15 protein-coding genes are annotated in these 13,903 nt (G+C 71.4%); 2 read left to right on the forward strand and 13 right to left on the reverse strand.

What is annotated here, in order from left to right; genetic code table 11:
- Window positions 1-147 precede the first annotated feature (147 nt).
- The gene (locus tag MWN52_RS01205) at window positions 148-963 is read right to left on the reverse strand and encodes a dioxygenase family protein (protein WP_286576186.1); all 816 of its coding nucleotides are present in this window, start codon (window positions 961-963) and stop codon (window positions 148-150) included.
- 102 nt (window positions 964-1,065) lie between these two features.
- On the opposite strand from MWN52_RS01205, the gene MWN52_RS01210 reads away from it, so the two are divergent.
- Complete coding sequence (locus MWN52_RS01210; RefSeq protein WP_286576187.1) at window positions 1,066-2,010, forward strand: LysR family transcriptional regulator; 945 nt, start codon at window positions 1,066-1,068, stop codon at window positions 2,008-2,010.
- Window positions 2,007-3,386 carry an FAD/NAD(P)-binding protein gene (locus tag MWN52_RS01215; RefSeq protein WP_286576188.1) on the forward strand — a complete coding sequence of 460 codons (1,380 nt, stop codon included), beginning with the start codon at window positions 2,007-2,009 and terminating at the stop codon, window positions 3,384-3,386. The genes MWN52_RS01210 and MWN52_RS01215 overlap by 4 nt, the downstream gene beginning before the upstream one ends.
- A gap of 100 nt (window positions 3,387-3,486) precedes the next feature.
- Here MWN52_RS01215 and cls read toward each other — a convergent pair whose 3' ends face one another.
- The 12 genes from cls to MWN52_RS01275 all read right to left on the reverse strand — a co-directional run bounded on the left by cls (window position 3,487) and on the right by MWN52_RS01275 (window position 13,848).
- On the reverse strand, window positions 3,487-4,908 hold the full coding sequence (gene cls / locus MWN52_RS01220; RefSeq protein ID WP_130514676.1) for a cardiolipin synthase: 1,422 nt from the start codon (window positions 4,906-4,908) through the stop codon (window positions 3,487-3,489).
- 429 nt (window positions 4,909-5,337) lie between these two features.
- Complete coding sequence (rpmG, locus tag MWN52_RS01225) at window positions 5,338-5,505, reverse strand: 50S ribosomal protein L33 (RefSeq protein ID WP_122231031.1); 168 nt, start codon at window positions 5,503-5,505, stop codon at window positions 5,338-5,340.
- A 9-nt stretch (window positions 5,506-5,514) separates the two neighbouring features.
- Window positions 5,515-5,751 carry a 50S ribosomal protein L28 gene (gene rpmB / locus MWN52_RS01230; protein ID WP_014159265.1) on the reverse strand — a complete coding sequence of 79 codons (237 nt, stop codon included), beginning with the start codon at window positions 5,749-5,751 and terminating at the stop codon, window positions 5,515-5,517.
- Between the two features lie 225 nt (window positions 5,752-5,976).
- Window positions 5,977-6,234, reverse strand: a complete 258-nt coding sequence (locus tag MWN52_RS01235; protein ID WP_286576191.1) for a hypothetical protein — start codon at window positions 6,232-6,234, stop codon at window positions 5,977-5,979.
- Window positions 6,235-6,331: 97 nt separating this feature from the next.
- Window positions 6,332-7,102 carry an enoyl-CoA hydratase-related protein gene (locus MWN52_RS01240; protein ID WP_286576192.1) on the reverse strand — a complete coding sequence of 257 codons (771 nt, stop codon included), beginning with the start codon at window positions 7,100-7,102 and terminating at the stop codon, window positions 6,332-6,334.
- Window positions 7,095-8,609, reverse strand: coding sequence for a 3-hydroxyacyl-CoA dehydrogenase (locus MWN52_RS01245; protein ID WP_286576194.1), 1,515 nt, complete (start codon window positions 8,607-8,609; stop codon window positions 7,095-7,097). The genes MWN52_RS01240 and MWN52_RS01245 overlap by 8 nt, the downstream gene beginning before the upstream one ends.
- Window positions 8,602-9,204 (reverse strand): glutathione S-transferase family protein, encoded by a 603-nt coding sequence (locus MWN52_RS01250; protein ID WP_286576195.1) that lies wholly within the window; start codon window positions 9,202-9,204, stop codon window positions 8,602-8,604. Before MWN52_RS01250 ends, MWN52_RS01245 begins: the two co-directional genes overlap by 8 nt.
- Window positions 9,204-10,430 (reverse strand): CaiB/BaiF CoA transferase family protein, encoded by a 1,227-nt coding sequence (locus MWN52_RS01255; protein WP_286576197.1) that lies wholly within the window; start codon window positions 10,428-10,430, stop codon window positions 9,204-9,206. The genes MWN52_RS01250 and MWN52_RS01255 overlap by 1 nt, the downstream gene beginning before the upstream one ends.
- A gap of 55 nt (window positions 10,431-10,485) precedes the next feature.
- Window positions 10,486-11,262 (reverse strand): enoyl-CoA hydratase/isomerase family protein, encoded by a 777-nt coding sequence (locus MWN52_RS01260; protein ID WP_286576198.1) that lies wholly within the window; start codon window positions 11,260-11,262, stop codon window positions 10,486-10,488.
- A gap of 141 nt (window positions 11,263-11,403) precedes the next feature.
- Complete coding sequence (locus MWN52_RS01265; RefSeq protein ID WP_286576199.1) at window positions 11,404-12,201, reverse strand: amidohydrolase family protein; 798 nt, start codon at window positions 12,199-12,201, stop codon at window positions 11,404-11,406.
- The gene (locus MWN52_RS01270) at window positions 12,198-12,767 is read right to left on the reverse strand and encodes a carboxymuconolactone decarboxylase family protein (protein WP_286576200.1); all 570 of its coding nucleotides are present in this window, start codon (window positions 12,765-12,767) and stop codon (window positions 12,198-12,200) included. The genes MWN52_RS01265 and MWN52_RS01270 overlap by 4 nt, the downstream gene beginning before the upstream one ends.
- Before the next feature lie 100 nt (window positions 12,768-12,867).
- Window positions 12,868-13,848: a LysR substrate-binding domain-containing protein gene (locus tag MWN52_RS01275; RefSeq protein WP_130523965.1), complete on the reverse strand. Its 981-nt coding sequence runs from the start codon at window positions 13,846-13,848 to the stop codon at window positions 12,868-12,870.
- Window positions 13,849-13,903 lie beyond the last annotated feature (55 nt).

The raw sequence follows: 13,903 nt of genomic DNA on the forward strand, positions 1-13,903 counted from the left end.
CGGCTAGAAACCTTCTTTTCCGCGAAGGCGGGAACCCAGCGCCTCAAGCGCTATGCGCCAAAGTCCATGGGTTCCCGCCTTCGCGGGAACGACGATGGCGGGCGGGCTGGCGGCGGGGCTGGCGGGTCGCTGGGTCGCCGCGGCGCGCTACGCCGCCGCCTGCACCGATGCCGCGTCGTCGAAGCGGTAGATGTCCATCGCCAGGAAGCCCATGTCGATGCCCGCATCGATGCGCGTGGCGCGGAACCGCTCGCCGGCCGCGCCCAGGGCCACGTAGATCGGCTGCCAGTGCTCGTCGGTGGGATGGGCCTGCGCGGCGTTCGGCGCGCGCCGGCGGTAGTCCAGCAGTGCCTGCACGTCGCCCTGGCGCAGTGTGGCCTCGACCCAGTCGATGTAGGGCTGCACGTACGGCGCCTGCCGGGTGTGGTCGGCGCCGCGCCAGTCGTGCAGGTTGTGGGTGAGGCTGCCCGAGCCGATCACCAGCACGCCCTCATCGCGCAGCGGCGCCAGCGCGCGGCCCACCGCCAGCTGGTGCGCCGGCCCGGCCAGCGGCTGGATCGACAGCGGCACCACCGGCACGTCGGCGTCGGGATAGAGCAGGCGCAGCGGCACCCACATGCCGTGGTCCAGGCCGCGGTTCGGGTCGATGTGCGGCGCCAGGCCGGCCTGGTCCAGCAGTTGCGCCACGCGCCCGGCCACCTCCGGCGCGCCCGGCGCGGGGTACTGGATGTCGAACAGCGCCTGCGGGAAGCCGCCGAAGTCGTGGATGGTCTCCGGCCGCGCGCTGCCGCCCACCAGCGGCGAGCGCGCCAGCCAGTGCGCCGAGGCGATGACCACCGCGCGCGGGCGCGGCAGCGTGCGCGCCAGCTCGCCCAGGCGCACGCCGACCAGCTTGGGGTCCAGCGCGGTCATCGGCGAGCCATGGGAGATATACAGCGAGGGCAGGCGGGCGGCGGCGTTCATGGGCGAACCTGTCACGACAGGGAAGCAGGCCACCACCCTATTGTGGCAACGCTCGGGGATAAACTGTGCCCCGGGCCAGAATTTGTTACAGGGCGAGCAACAATGGACACCATCGATGCCATGCGCGTCTTCGCGACCGTGGTCGAACGCAGCGGCTTCTCCGCCGCGGCCGAGGCCCTGGACATGTCCACGCCCAGCGTCACCCGCCACGTGGCCTGGCTGGAGCAGCGCCTGGGCACGCGCCTGCTCAACCGCACCACCCGCCACGTCAGCCTGACCAGCGCCGGCGCGGCCTACCACGAGCGCTGCCTGAAGCTGCTGGCCGAGTTCGACGAGACCGAGGCCGCCATCACCGCGCAGACCCTGGAGCCGGCCGGCCTGCTGCGCATCAACGCGCCGGTGAGCTTCGGCATCGCCCGCCTGGGCGAACTGGTGGCGCGCTTCGCCGAGCTGCATCCGCAGGTCACCGTGGACGTGGACCTGTCCGATCGCCTGGTCGACCTGGTCGAGGAAGGCTACGACCTGGCCATCCGCATCACCCGCCAGCCCACCCCCTCGCTGATCGCCCGGCCCCTGGCGCAGGCGCAGATGTTCCTGTGCGCCTCGCCCGCCTATCTGGCCCGGGTCGGCACGCCGCAGAGCGTGGCCGATCTGGAGCGCTTGGGCGTGCTCGGCTATCGCTACTCCTCCGGCGGCGACACCTGGACGCTGGAAGGGCCGGGCGGCGCCGAGACCCTGCGCGTGACCGAGCGCCTGCGCGCCAACAACGGCGACCTGCTGCGCGAGGCCGCCATCGCCGGCATGGGCATCACCCTGCAGCCGGACTTCATCGTCGGCCAGGCGCTGGAGGATGGCCGCCTGGCGCGGGTGCTGCCGGACTACGAGGTGCCGCCGCTGCGGATCTTCGCCGTCTACGCCAGCCGCAGCCACCTGGCGCCCAAGGTGCGCAGCTTCATCGACTTCCTGGTCGAATTCTTCGCCACTGGCTGCCCGCAACCGCTGGTCGAGACGGCGCCGCCCGAGGCCGCCAAGGCCAGGCGCCGATGAGCGCGAGCCCGTTCGATGTCGCCATCGTCGGCGGCGGCGCCGCCGGCACGCTGGTGGCGGTCCAGCTGCTGCGCCAGGCCACCACGGCGCTGCGCATCGCGGTGCTCGAGCCGCGCGCCGTGCTGGGCCGCGGCGCCGCGCACGCGACCGAGCGACCGGAGCACCTGCTCAACGTGCGCGCCGGCGGCATGAGCGCCTTCGACGCGGCGCCCGGCGACTTCGTCGACTGGCTGCAGGACGCCGAGCCCGACACGCCGCGCGCGCAAATCGCCGAGGCCTTCGTACCGCGGCAGCGCTTCGCCGCCTACCTGGCCGCGCGCCTGGCCCAGGCGCGTGCGGACAGTCCGGCCACGCTGCAGCACCTCCCGGCCCGCGCGCTGAGCCTGGAACGCGAGGCCGAGGGCTTCCTGCTGCAGCTCGACGGCGCCGGCCCGGTGCGCGCGCGGGCGGTGGTGCTGGCCACCGGCAACGCGCCGCGTCCGCTGCCGGCGCGCGGCGCGCGCTCGCTGCCGCCGGAGCGACGGATCGAGGCCTGGGACAACGCGGCGCTGGACGGCATCGAGGCCGATGCCGCGGTGTGCATCGTCGGCTCCGGCCTGAGCATGGTCGATGCGGCGCTGGCGCTGCTGGCGGCCGGGCATCGCGGCCCGCTGCATGTGCTGTCCCGCCACGGGCTGATGCCGCTGCCGCATGTCGACGGCGCACCGGCGCAGGCCGTCGATGTGCAGGCCCTGCTCGCCCTGCCGCTGCGCGCGCGCCTGCGCGCCGTGCGCCGCGAGGTCGCCCGCGCCCAGGCGCGGGGCGTGCCGTGGCAGGCGGCGATGGATGCCCTGCGCCCGCACGTGCAGCGGCTGTGGACCACGCTGTCCGCCGCCGACCAGCGCCGCTTCCTGCGCCACGTCGTGCGCCTGTGGGACGTGCACCGCCATCGCATCGCCGCCCCGGTGCACGCGCAGCTGCAACAGGCGCTCGCCCGCGGCCAGCTGCAGCGTCATCGCGCGCGGCTGGACACGGCCATGGCCGGCGCGCGCTGCGTGCAGCTGCATGGCCACGGCCCGCGCGGCGAGATCCTCGCCCTGGAAGGGGCCCACGTGATCAACGCCACCGGCGTGGAGCTGCGCGTGCAGGCCATGCGCAATCCGCTGCTGGCCGAGCTGGTCGGCAGCGGCCTGGCCGCGCCCGGCCCGCACGGCATCGGCCTGGACACCTGTCCCAACGGCCGCCTGCGCGATGCCGATGGCCAGCCCGTGCCCGGGCTGCTGGCCATTGGCAGTCTGCGCATCGGCGCGCTGTGGGAGTCGCTGGCGATCCCGGAGCTGCGCGGGCAGGCCGAGGTCGTGGCGCGCGAGGCGCTGGCGGTATCCGGGCCGCACTGAAGCGCGGGGCGCCGCGCGCCAATCCGGCGGTCGTCGCGCGTTTCCGCGCATGCGGCATCGACGTCGCGCGCAACGCGCTTCGCCGCCGCCACGCGCGGCTTCAGATGAACGAGTCGGCCAGCCGTGCGATGCCCTCGCGGCTGCGCTTCCACGCCGGCCGCCTGTTCCAGCGCTCCAGCGTCAGCTGCTCGGCCTGGGCCAGGTAGCCGGCCTCGATCCTACGCATGCTGGCGACCACGTCGGCGTCGTAGCAGAGCATGCCGACCTCGGCATTGAGCGCGAACGAGCGGATGTCCAGGTTCATCGAGCCGACCAGCGCGATCGAGTCGTCCACGCTCATGTGCTTGGCATGCAGGAAGTGCGGCCGGTAGTGCGCGATCTTCACCCCCGAGGCCAGCAGCTCGCCGTAGTAGGACTCCTGCGCCCAGGCGGTCAGGGTCTGGTTGTTGCTGGCCGACAGGATCAGCTGGGTGTCCACGCCGGACAGCGCGGCGATGCGCAGCGCACTCAGCGTGGCGTCGTCGGGCACGAAGTACGGGGTGACCATCACCAGCTTCTGCTGGGCCAGATGGATCAGTGCGCACACCATGTCGCGCGCATTGGAGAACGGATAGGCCGGCCCCGAAGGCAGCAGCTGCGCGGCCACGTTGGCGTCGCGCACCGGGGTGGTGGCGATCACTTCCAGGCGCTGCCCGGTTTCCAGGTACCAGTCGCTGGCGAACACCGCCTCCAGATGCGACACCGCCGGGCCCTCCACGCGCGCGACCAGTTCGCGGTTGGGATAGCCGCGCACGAAGGCGCCGGCATCGGCCAGGTTCTGCGAGCCGACATAGGCGGCGCGGTTGTCGATCACGGCGATCTTGCGGTGGTTGCGCAGGTCGATGCGCCCGCTGCGGCGCCAGCGCAGGCCGCCGGGCAGCAGCTCCTGCACCTGCACGCCGCCGGCGCGCAGGCGTGCGGTGTAGGCGCGCAGGCCGCGCTTGGCGCCGACCGCATCCAGCATCAGCCGGCACTGCACGCCGCGCGCGGCCGCCTGCAGCAGCGCCTCGCACACCAGATCGCCGACCTGGTCGTCGAACATCAGGTAATAGAGCAGGTGGACCCGGTCGCGCGCGCCGGCGATGTCCTCCAGCAGCGCGCGCAGCGAGCCCTCGTAGTCGTCCAGCAGCGTTACCGCGTTGCCGTGGGTGGGCATGAAATCGCCCAGCCGCTCCACCAGCGGCACCATCTCGGTGTCGGCGCCGTCGCCGGTCGGATGCCAGCGCAGCTGGACCAGGGGCTTCTGCTCGTCGCGGATCATCTGCGAGGCCTCGGCCTGGCGGCGGATGCGCTCGCGCGAGAGCCAGGGATGGCCGAACAGCAGATAGAGCGGCAGGCCCAGCAGCGGTACGAAGCCCACCAGCAGCAGCCAGCTGCGCGCCGCGGCCGGCGTGGTGCGCGAGGGAATCCACGCCAGCGCCGCCAGCCGGATCACCCAGTCCAGGAACAGCAGCCAGCCGCCGATGGCAGAGGTCTCGGTCATCCAGTCACCGCGGATCGGGTCATCGCCCGATTCTGCCGATCCGCGCGCCGCGCCGATAGCCGGTGCAGCCCCGCACGCCTCGATCCGGTCGACGCTGTCATCCCGAAGCCCCTGCTGTTGTGGGAGCCGCCACGGCGGCTTCCCCCGGTAGAGCGGAGCTTGCTCCGCTGGAGCCTTCCCCACAAACCGAACGAAGAGCAGCGGAGTCCCCAAGAGGGGATTGCCACAAGCTCCGCTCTACAGGCAGGCGGCTGCGAGATTTGAGGGAGACAGTTGCTCCCACCGAGCAACGCGTATCGAGCTCGGTGCCCCACCATCGGCCCACGAAAAAGCCCGCCTTGCGGCGGGCTTTTTCTGGAGGCGCTGGATCCCCGCTTTCGCGGGGATGACCTCACGGCAAAGGCGGGCGCTCGCGCCCGCGCCGTGAGGTCACTTGATCTTGCCTTCCTTGTAGACCACGTGCTTGCGCACCACCGGATCGTACTTGCTCATTTCCATCTTGCCCGGGGTGTTCTTCTTGTTCTTGTCGGTCGTGTAGAAGTGACCGGTGCCTGCCGAAGAAATCAGGCGGATCTTGTCGCGCTTGCCTGCCATGATTGATCTCCTTTAGATCTTTTCGCCGCGCGCACGCAGCTCAGCCAGAACGGAGTCGATGCCGTTCTTGTCGATGGTGCGCAGGGAGTGCGCGGAAACCTTCAGCTTGACCCAGCGGTTCTCGCTGGCGACCCAGAAGCGGCGCTCGTGCAGGTTGGGCAGGAAACGGCGGCGGGTCTTGTTGTTGGCGTGCGAGACGTTGTTACCCGTCATCACTCGCTTGCCGGACACTTGGCATACGCGGGACATCTGTGCACCTCGATGTAATTTTGATCGCCCATAGCCTGGGAGATGGCGGCCCCGGCCGATGCCGCCGATGCGGTCAGGCCATGCGATACGGGATGGGTCCGCTGCCAGGCGGGCAAGGAATCGCGCTTCCTGACCCTGATCCGGCCGAAAGCCAGACGCAGCGAGCCGCGCATTATGCGCAGCTTTCCCAGTCCACGCAAGCACTTGGCGCCGGCCCCGCGTCGTTCAGCCGCGCAGGGAGGCCTCGGCGGCAGCCGGGCAGGCGGCTTGATCCGGGCCGCAACCGCCTGAACCCGGGGCGGCGCTGGGGCCAGGGCTGCCCGCAGGCCGAACCGCGCTCTGCTCCGGCAGCGCGCCGCTGGCGCTCACCCGCTCGGTGGTCGGGGTTGCGGTTTCGGGCAAGGGCTGGTCGCGCACGGCGCTGATGACCGAGCCGATCGACAGGCCCAGCGCGAAGAACAGCAGGGAGGAGAGCAGTCGCATGACGCACTTCCAGCAGCCCCGGGGAGCCAGCTTCCTGCCGCCGATGTGCGGGCGGTGTGACGGCGAGCGAACCGCTTGGACGCCCGCTCATCAACGCTCAGCGCCCGCTGAAGACCGCGGCGCGCTTCTCGAGGAAGGCGCGCATGCCTTCGCGCTGGTCGGCCGTGTCGAACAGGCGCTCGAACAGGCGGCGCTCCAGGGAGAGGGCGGTGTCCAGCGGGGCGTCGGCGCCCAGCCGCAGGGCCTCGCGGATGGCCTGCACGGCCAGCGGCGGCATCCCGGCGATCTGCAGGGCGATCTCACGCGCGGCATCGAGCGCCTGGCCGCTGGGGACGAGCCTGGAAACCAGGTTGGCGGCGTAGGCCTCGCCGGCGGGGATCATCTCGCCGGTCAGCGCCCACAGCGCGGCCTTGTAGCGGCCGGCGGCGCGCAGCAGACGCTGGGTGCCGCCCGCGCCGGGCATGATGCCGACCTTGATCTCGGGCTGGCCGAAGCGGGCATCCTCGGCGGCGACGATCAGGTCGCAGGCCAGCGCGAGCTCGCAGCCGCCGCCTAGCGCATAGCCCTCGACCGCGGCGATGATGGGCTTGGAGGCGTGACGCACGACCTCGAACAGGTGTCCCGAGCGCTGCAGCACATGATCGATCGGCTGCATGTCGGCCATCTCGGCGATGTCGGTGCCGGCCACGAAGTAGCCGCCGGCGCCGGTGAGCACGATCGCCGCGACCTCCGCGTCGGCCAGCGCTCCTTCCAGCGCGTCGACCAGTTCCCGCTTGACCTGCAGGTTGAGGGCGTTGCGGCGCGCCGGCCGCGACAGGGTCACCACCGCCACGCGCGCCTGCGTGGCCACGCTGACGAACTCAGCCATGCGACACCTCACGCGCACGCGCCTGCAGCCAGGGCGAGACGCGGTAGCGGTCTTCACCGTAGCCCTGCGACAGATGGGTCAGCACGGCGGCGATGTAGTCCAGCCCCACGCGGCGGCCCCAGGCCAGCGGCCCGATCGGGTAGTTCACCCCGCCGGTCATGGCCGCGTCGATGTCGGCTTCCGAGGCGATGCCTTGCTGCACGGCGTCGGCGGCTTCGTTGACCAGCATGGCCACGGTGCGCGAGACCGCCAGGCCGGCGGCGTCGCCCAGCAGCGAGACCTGCTTGCCCAACGCGGTGAACAGGCCTGCGGCCTGGGCGATGACGTCAGCGGGTGTGCCCTCGGCGGCCGACAATGCGATCCGCTTGCTGGCGGCGTAGTCCAGGGCCAGGTCGAACAGCACCACCGGCTCGCCCAGGGCCTGGCTGCGTGCGCCGGCGCTGCGGCCATCGGTCAGCGCCAGGGCGACGCCGTCCACGCGCAGCAGGCCCGCGCCTTCGGTCTTTTCGACATTCAGGCCAGCCTGTTCCAGCAGCGCCACCAGGCCCTGCGCGGGGCCGAGCGCGCCTTCGATGCGGACCCGTGCCGGCGCCGGGCCCTGAAGGTCGCGCACATCGGGGCGCGGCGCATCGTCGCGGTAATCGTAGAAGCCGCGACCGCTCTTGCGCCCCAGCCAGCCGGCGTCCACCAGCTGCTGCTGCACCAGCGAGGGCTGGTAGCGCGGATCGTGGAAGAACGCCTGCCACACCGAGCGGGTCACGGCGAAATTGACGTCATGGCCGATCAGGTCCATCAGCTCGCACGGCCCCATGCGGAAGCCGCCGCACTCGCGCATCACCGCATCGACGGTCTCCGGCGTGGCCTGCTGTTCCAGCAGCAGGCGCAGCGCCTCGCCGTAGAACGGGCGCGCCACGCGGTTGACGATGAACCCGGGCGTGGACTGGCACACCACCGGCGTCTTCTTCCAGGCGCGCGCGGTGGCGACCAGCGTCTCGACCAGGGCCGGGTCGGTGGCGTGGCCGCGGACCACTTCGACCAGCGGCAGGATGGTCGCCGGATTGAAGAAATGCAGCCCGGCCACGCGCTCCGGCGCGGGCAGGCGTGCGGCCAGCGCGGTCACCGACAGCGAGGAGGTGTTGGTGGACAGGATGGCATCGTCGTCCACGCGCCTGGCCATCTCGGTCAGCGCAGCGACCTTGATGTCGAGGTTTTCGACGATGGCCTCGATCACCAGGCCCACGCCTTGCAGCGGCGCGCTCGGGCCCGCGGCGATCACCCGGGCGAAGGCGGAGGCGGCATCCTCGGCGCTGGCCTTGCCCTTGGCCACGCGCCGGTCGAGGCTGGCGCGGATCTGCGCACGGCCCCTGTCCAGCGCCGCTTCGCTGGTGTCGCAAAGATAGACGCGATGGCCGGCGACGGCGGCCACCTCGGCGATGCCGGCGCCCATGGTGCCGGCGCCGATGACGACCACGGCGCGATCCAGCGCGAGGGCATGGGCATCAGCCATCGGCCGGCTCCGTGGCAACGAAGGACGGACGCTGCGCCAGCGTGGCGTACCAGGCGGCCAGCTTCGGCGCGCGCGCGCGCCAGGCGACCTCTTCGAAGCGATAGTCCAGATAGCCCAGCGCGCAGCCGATCGCGATCTGGCCGATGTCGATCGCCGCGCCGGGGCGGGCTTCGATCTCGCGCTCCAGGCGTGCGAGCGAGGCCTCGGTCTTGAGCGCGAAGGCATCGATCAACGACTGCAGCGGAAGCGCGCGTTCGCGCTCGTTGCGCCACAGGATCAGCACGTCCAGCAGCCCGTCGCCCAACGCCAGCTGCTGCAGGGCTTTCCAGCGCGCATCGCCGGACGGGAACAGCGCGCCGTGGAAGCGCGCATCCAGGTACTCGCAGATGACCGCCGAATCAAACAGCACCTGGCCATCGTCCAGCACCAGGGTGGGGATCTTGGACAGCGGGTTGTCGGTCATGATGGCCGGATTGGGCTTGAGCATCGCCGCCACCGAGCGCTGCAGCTGCAGCGCCTCGACGCAGCCTAGCTCATGGGCCACCACCATCACCTTGCGCACGAACGGCGACTTGGGCGACCAGTGCAATTTCATCAGATCACTCCCTTGGCCCGCAGGGCCTGGATGTCATTGTCGGTGTAACCCAGCGCTTGCAGCACGCGGTCGCTGTGCTGGCCCAGCAGCGGCGGCGCCACGCGTGGCTGCAGCGGCGCATCGGCGAAGCGCATCGGGCTGGACACCAGGGGCACCTCCACGCCCAGCGGATGCGGGACGCGGCGGACCATCTGTCTGGCCACCACCTGCGGGTCTTCAAGCACTTCGGGTACCGAGTTGATGGCGCCGGCCGGCACGCCGGCCGCGTCCAGTGCGGCCAGCAGGTCGGCGCGCCGCCACCCGGCGAAGGCCTCGGAGAGCCGCGCGGACAGCGCCTGGATGCCTTCCACGCGCCCGGCATTGGTGGCGAAGGCGCCCTCGGCCAGCGCGGGCTGGCCCAGCACCTGGCACAGCTTGGCGAACTGGCCGTCGTTGCCGACCACCAGGATGACGTCGCCATCGGCGCAGGCGAACACGTCCTGCGGCTGGATGTTGGGATGCGCATTGCCGTTGCGCTGCGGCGTGCGGCCGGACACCAGGTAGTTCATCGCCTGGTTGGCCAGCGAGGCGACCTGGACATCCAGCATGGAGATGTCGATGGTGTCGCCCAGGCCGGTGACGTGGCGCCGGTTGAGCGCGGCCAGTACCGACACGGCGGTATACATGCCGGTCATCAGGTCGACGATGGGGATGCCAACCTTCTGCGGGCCGCCGCCGGGCTTGCCATCGCGCTCGCCGGTGACGCTCATCAGGCCGCCCATTGCCTGGATCAGGAAGTCGTAGGCCGGCTGTTCGGCGCGCGGGCCGTCCTGGCCGAAGCCGGTGACCGAGCAATAGATCAGCCTGGGGTTGATGGCGCGCAGGCTGTCGGCGTCCAGGCCGTAGCGCTTGAGCGTGCCGACCTTGTAGTTCTCCAGCACGATGTCGGCCTGCGCCGCCAGCCTGCGCACGATGTCCTGGCCCTCGGGCGTGTCGATGCGGATGGTGATCGACTGCTTGCCGGCGTTGACGGCCAGGTAGTAGCCCGCCTCGCCGGTGTTGCGGCCGTCGGCGTCCTTGAGGAAGGGCGGCCCCCAGGCGCGGGTGTCGTCGCCGGCGCCGGGCCGCTCCACCTTGATCACCTCGGCGCCCAGGTCGGCCAGGATCTGCCCGGCCCACGGCGCGGCCAGGATGCGGCTCAGATCCAGGACCTTGATGCCCGACAGCGGGCGTGCGTTGGAGCTCATCGGGATATCCGTGCGACATCGCCGCGCGGCGGCGATGGGAGAGGGAAGGAGGGCATCAGCGGCCGACAAAGACCGGCGCGCGCTTCTCGCGGAAGGCGGCCTGCGCCTCGCGCGCGTCCTCGGTGCGGCCGATCGCGGCGGTCATGTCCTGCTCGTAGCGATAGCCGTCGCGCAGGCTCAGCTGCTCGATCGTGTTGAGCGTGTGCTTGCTCATGCGCGTGGCGACCGGGCTCTTGGCGGCGATGGTGTGGGCGATCTCCAGCGCGGTGGGCAGCAGCGCCTCCGGCGCCACGCAGGCCTCGACCAGGCCCAGCCGGTAGAGCTCGGCGCCGTCGACGCGCAGGCCGGTCAGCGCCATGCGGCGCAGGCGCGAGTGGCCGAACAGCCGCATCGCGTGGCGGCAGCCGCCGAGCAGGCCGACGTCGATCTCGGGCAGGCCCAGCGAGGCGCGCTCCGAGGCGACCAGGATGTCCGAGGAGGCGACCATCGCCAGGCCGGAGCCGAGCGCGGCCCCGTTGATGGCCACCACCACCGGCTTGGCGCATTCGCGGATCGCGTGGAAGCATTCGCGGGTGCGGCGCAGGTGCGCGCCCAGATCGCCCGGGCCCTTGATCACTTCGGCACGTCCCTTGAGGTCGGCGCCTGCGCAGAACACCTTGCCGGCGCCGGTGAGCACTACCGCGCGGACCTCATCCAGCTCGCCGATGCGGTCCAGCGCCAGCACCAGCTCGTCGTTGAGCGTGCGGGTCAGCGCGTTGACCGGCGGCGCATCCAGCGTCAGCACCGCCACGTGGGCTTGGATCTTCACGCGCAGCTGGGTCAGGTCGTCCATTGCGGCAAGGCCTTGATGATTCGTCGAAGGCCAGTCTAGGAAGCCCCTGCGCGCGCGCCGACGCGATGCCAGGCAGAGCTGCTATGCGGCTGCGCGCATAGCCGTTAGGACCAAGGTCGTATTGCGCGCGCCCCGTGCCGGTCAGGCATACAGCGCACGCGGATGGTCTTCCAGGATCCGGCGCGCCAGCGCGGCATCGCCCGCCCAGTCGCGGAAGGTCGCAAGCAGCGCGCCGGTGTCCGGCGCCGGTTCCACGCGCAGATGCGGCCAGTCGCTGCCCCACAGCATGCGGTCCGCGCGCGCGTGCTGCAGCGCCTGCTGGAAGGCACGGCCGCGCTCGGGCTGCGGCTTGCGCAGCAGGTTGCGGTACATGCACAGCTTGATCCAGGTGTTGCCGCCTTCCAGCAAGGACAGCAGCGCGCGGAACGCCGGCGCGTCGACACCTGCATCCAGGTCGAAGCCGCCCGCGTGGTCGATCACCAGGGGCACGGGCAGTTCGCGCAGCGTGCCGGTGACGCCGGACAGCGCCTCGGTGTCGCTCCACAGTTCGGCATGCAGGCCCGCCGCGGCCAGCGCCGGCGCCAGCCGCTTCAGATCCTCCAGCGTGGCCGCGCCGGGGAAGTCGCCGCCGCTGCGGTGGCTGAAGCGCAAGGCCCGCACGCCGCGCTCGCGCAGCCCGCGCAGGTCCATTCCATCCTGCACGCGCGCCACGGCCACCCCGCGCAGCTGCGGAAAGCGGTCCAGTGCGTCGAACAGTGCTGAAAAGTCCCGACCGTAGGCGCTGGGATGGATCAGCACGCCATGCTGCAGGTCCAGCGCCTGCAGCAGCGCCAGGTACTGCTCGACGCTGGCCTGCGGGGGCGAATGCACGCTGGTGTCGGCCAGCGGAAAGCGCGCATACGGGCCAAAGACATGCGCATGGCAGTCCCAGCCGCTCACAGGCCGTTGCGCTGCGGCAGGTCGAAGGCCGGCGCGACGCCCTCCGGCAAGGGGATCTCGTGGGTGTTCAGCGTCATCGCCACCATCGTGTAATAGCCCACCAGCGCGGTGAGCTCGACCACGGCCTTCTCGCCCAGCAGGGCCAGCGCCCGCGCGTAAGTCGCATCGCTGACCGAGTTGGCGGCGTTGAGCTCGCGAGCGAAGCAGACGATGGCGTGCTCGGTCTCGTCCACCCCCGCGGGGATCTGCTGCGCCAGCAGCGCCTCGAGGATCTCCGCGGACAGGCCGGCCTTCTCGCCCTCCAGGCGGTGCGCGTGCCACTCGAACGGCGAGTTGCAGGCCCGGCCGGTGACCAGGATGGCCAGCTCGCTCTGGCGCGGCGTCAGGGACGTGTCGTAACGCAGCAGTTCGCCCAGGGCCGACCAGCGCGCCGCCAGCTCCGCGTTATGCAGTGCGGCGCGCAGCGGGCCCTGGATCCTGCCGCGCTTGCCGTTGACGATGCGGTCGTGGACCGCGCGCTGGTCGGCATCCATGTGGGCGGGATCGGGCAGGGTGATGCGGGGCATGGCAACTCCGGTTCGAACGCAGGACGGCGCGCATCGGACGCGCGATCGGTCGTTATAGGGTGGGGCGACGGGGCGCGCTACGCGTCCGCCGGCATGTCTGCTATGCGTCGGGGGTCGGGGCGAAGGCGCGCTGCCACAGGCCTTCGGCCGCCAGCGACTGGAACGCGTGATCGATCTCGCTGGCCACGGCCGAGACCGCGCGGGCCGGCCCCTTGGAGCGGCTCAGCGCCATGGAGACGATCCGCTGCATGGGTGGATCCACCAGGCGCGCGGCCTGCAGCACGCCGTCGGCCAGTTCCTTCCACACCGCGTGGATGGGCAGCACCGTGTAGACGCCGTCACCGGCGGAGAGCGATTTCTGCAGCGGCAGCGAGTCCGCCTCGATCGCCGGCGAGAGCCCGATATGGCAGCTGCGCGCCAGCGCATCCAGCGCCGTGCGCAAGCCGTTGGGCGCGCTGGGGACCACCAGGGGCAGCTGGTCGAGGCGGGTGAACGGCACGGTCTCGGCGGCGGTCAGCGCATCGCCGCGTCGGCCGATCAGATAGCTGTCGACCACGGCCAGGGACTGCTCGCCTTCCGGCAGCGAGGTGCCATAGCGGTACAGCACGGCGATATCGACGCGGGCATCGGCCAGCCACTCCTCGACCTGGCCGCCGGAGCCTTCCAGGATCTTGAGCGTGACCGCGGGATAACGCGTGCGCAGGGTCGAGAACAGGCGGCCGGTCACCGCCTGCGAGATCGACGGCAGCATGCCGATCGTGACCCGGCCGGTCGGCTCCAGCGCTTCGCCGCGGATGTCGCGTTCCAGCTGCGCCGCGTCGGCCAGCAGCGCCTTGACCTGCGGGAACAGGCGTTCGCCCAGCTCGGACAGCTGCACGCCGCGCCCGGTGCGATTGAACAGGCGCGCGCCGCAGTCGCGCTCCAGTGCGTTGATCTGGCGGCTGAGCACCGACTGGTTGGTGTCCAGGAACAGCGCCGCGCGCGTGACGCTGCCCAGCTCGCCGATCGCCACGAACGCGCGCCAGCGCCCCAGATCGGTCACCAGATCGAGCGAAAGATTGGTGACCTTGGGTGTGGGCATGACGGAACGGCGGGCGCGCTGGATCAGGTGAACGAGGGTAGCAAACCGCCCGATG

This window comes from Pseudoxanthomonas winnipegensis, from assembly GCF_030322905.1.
In the GTDB taxonomy this organism is placed as follows: domain Bacteria; phylum Pseudomonadota; class Gammaproteobacteria; order Xanthomonadales; family Xanthomonadaceae; genus Pseudoxanthomonas_A; species Pseudoxanthomonas_A winnipegensis.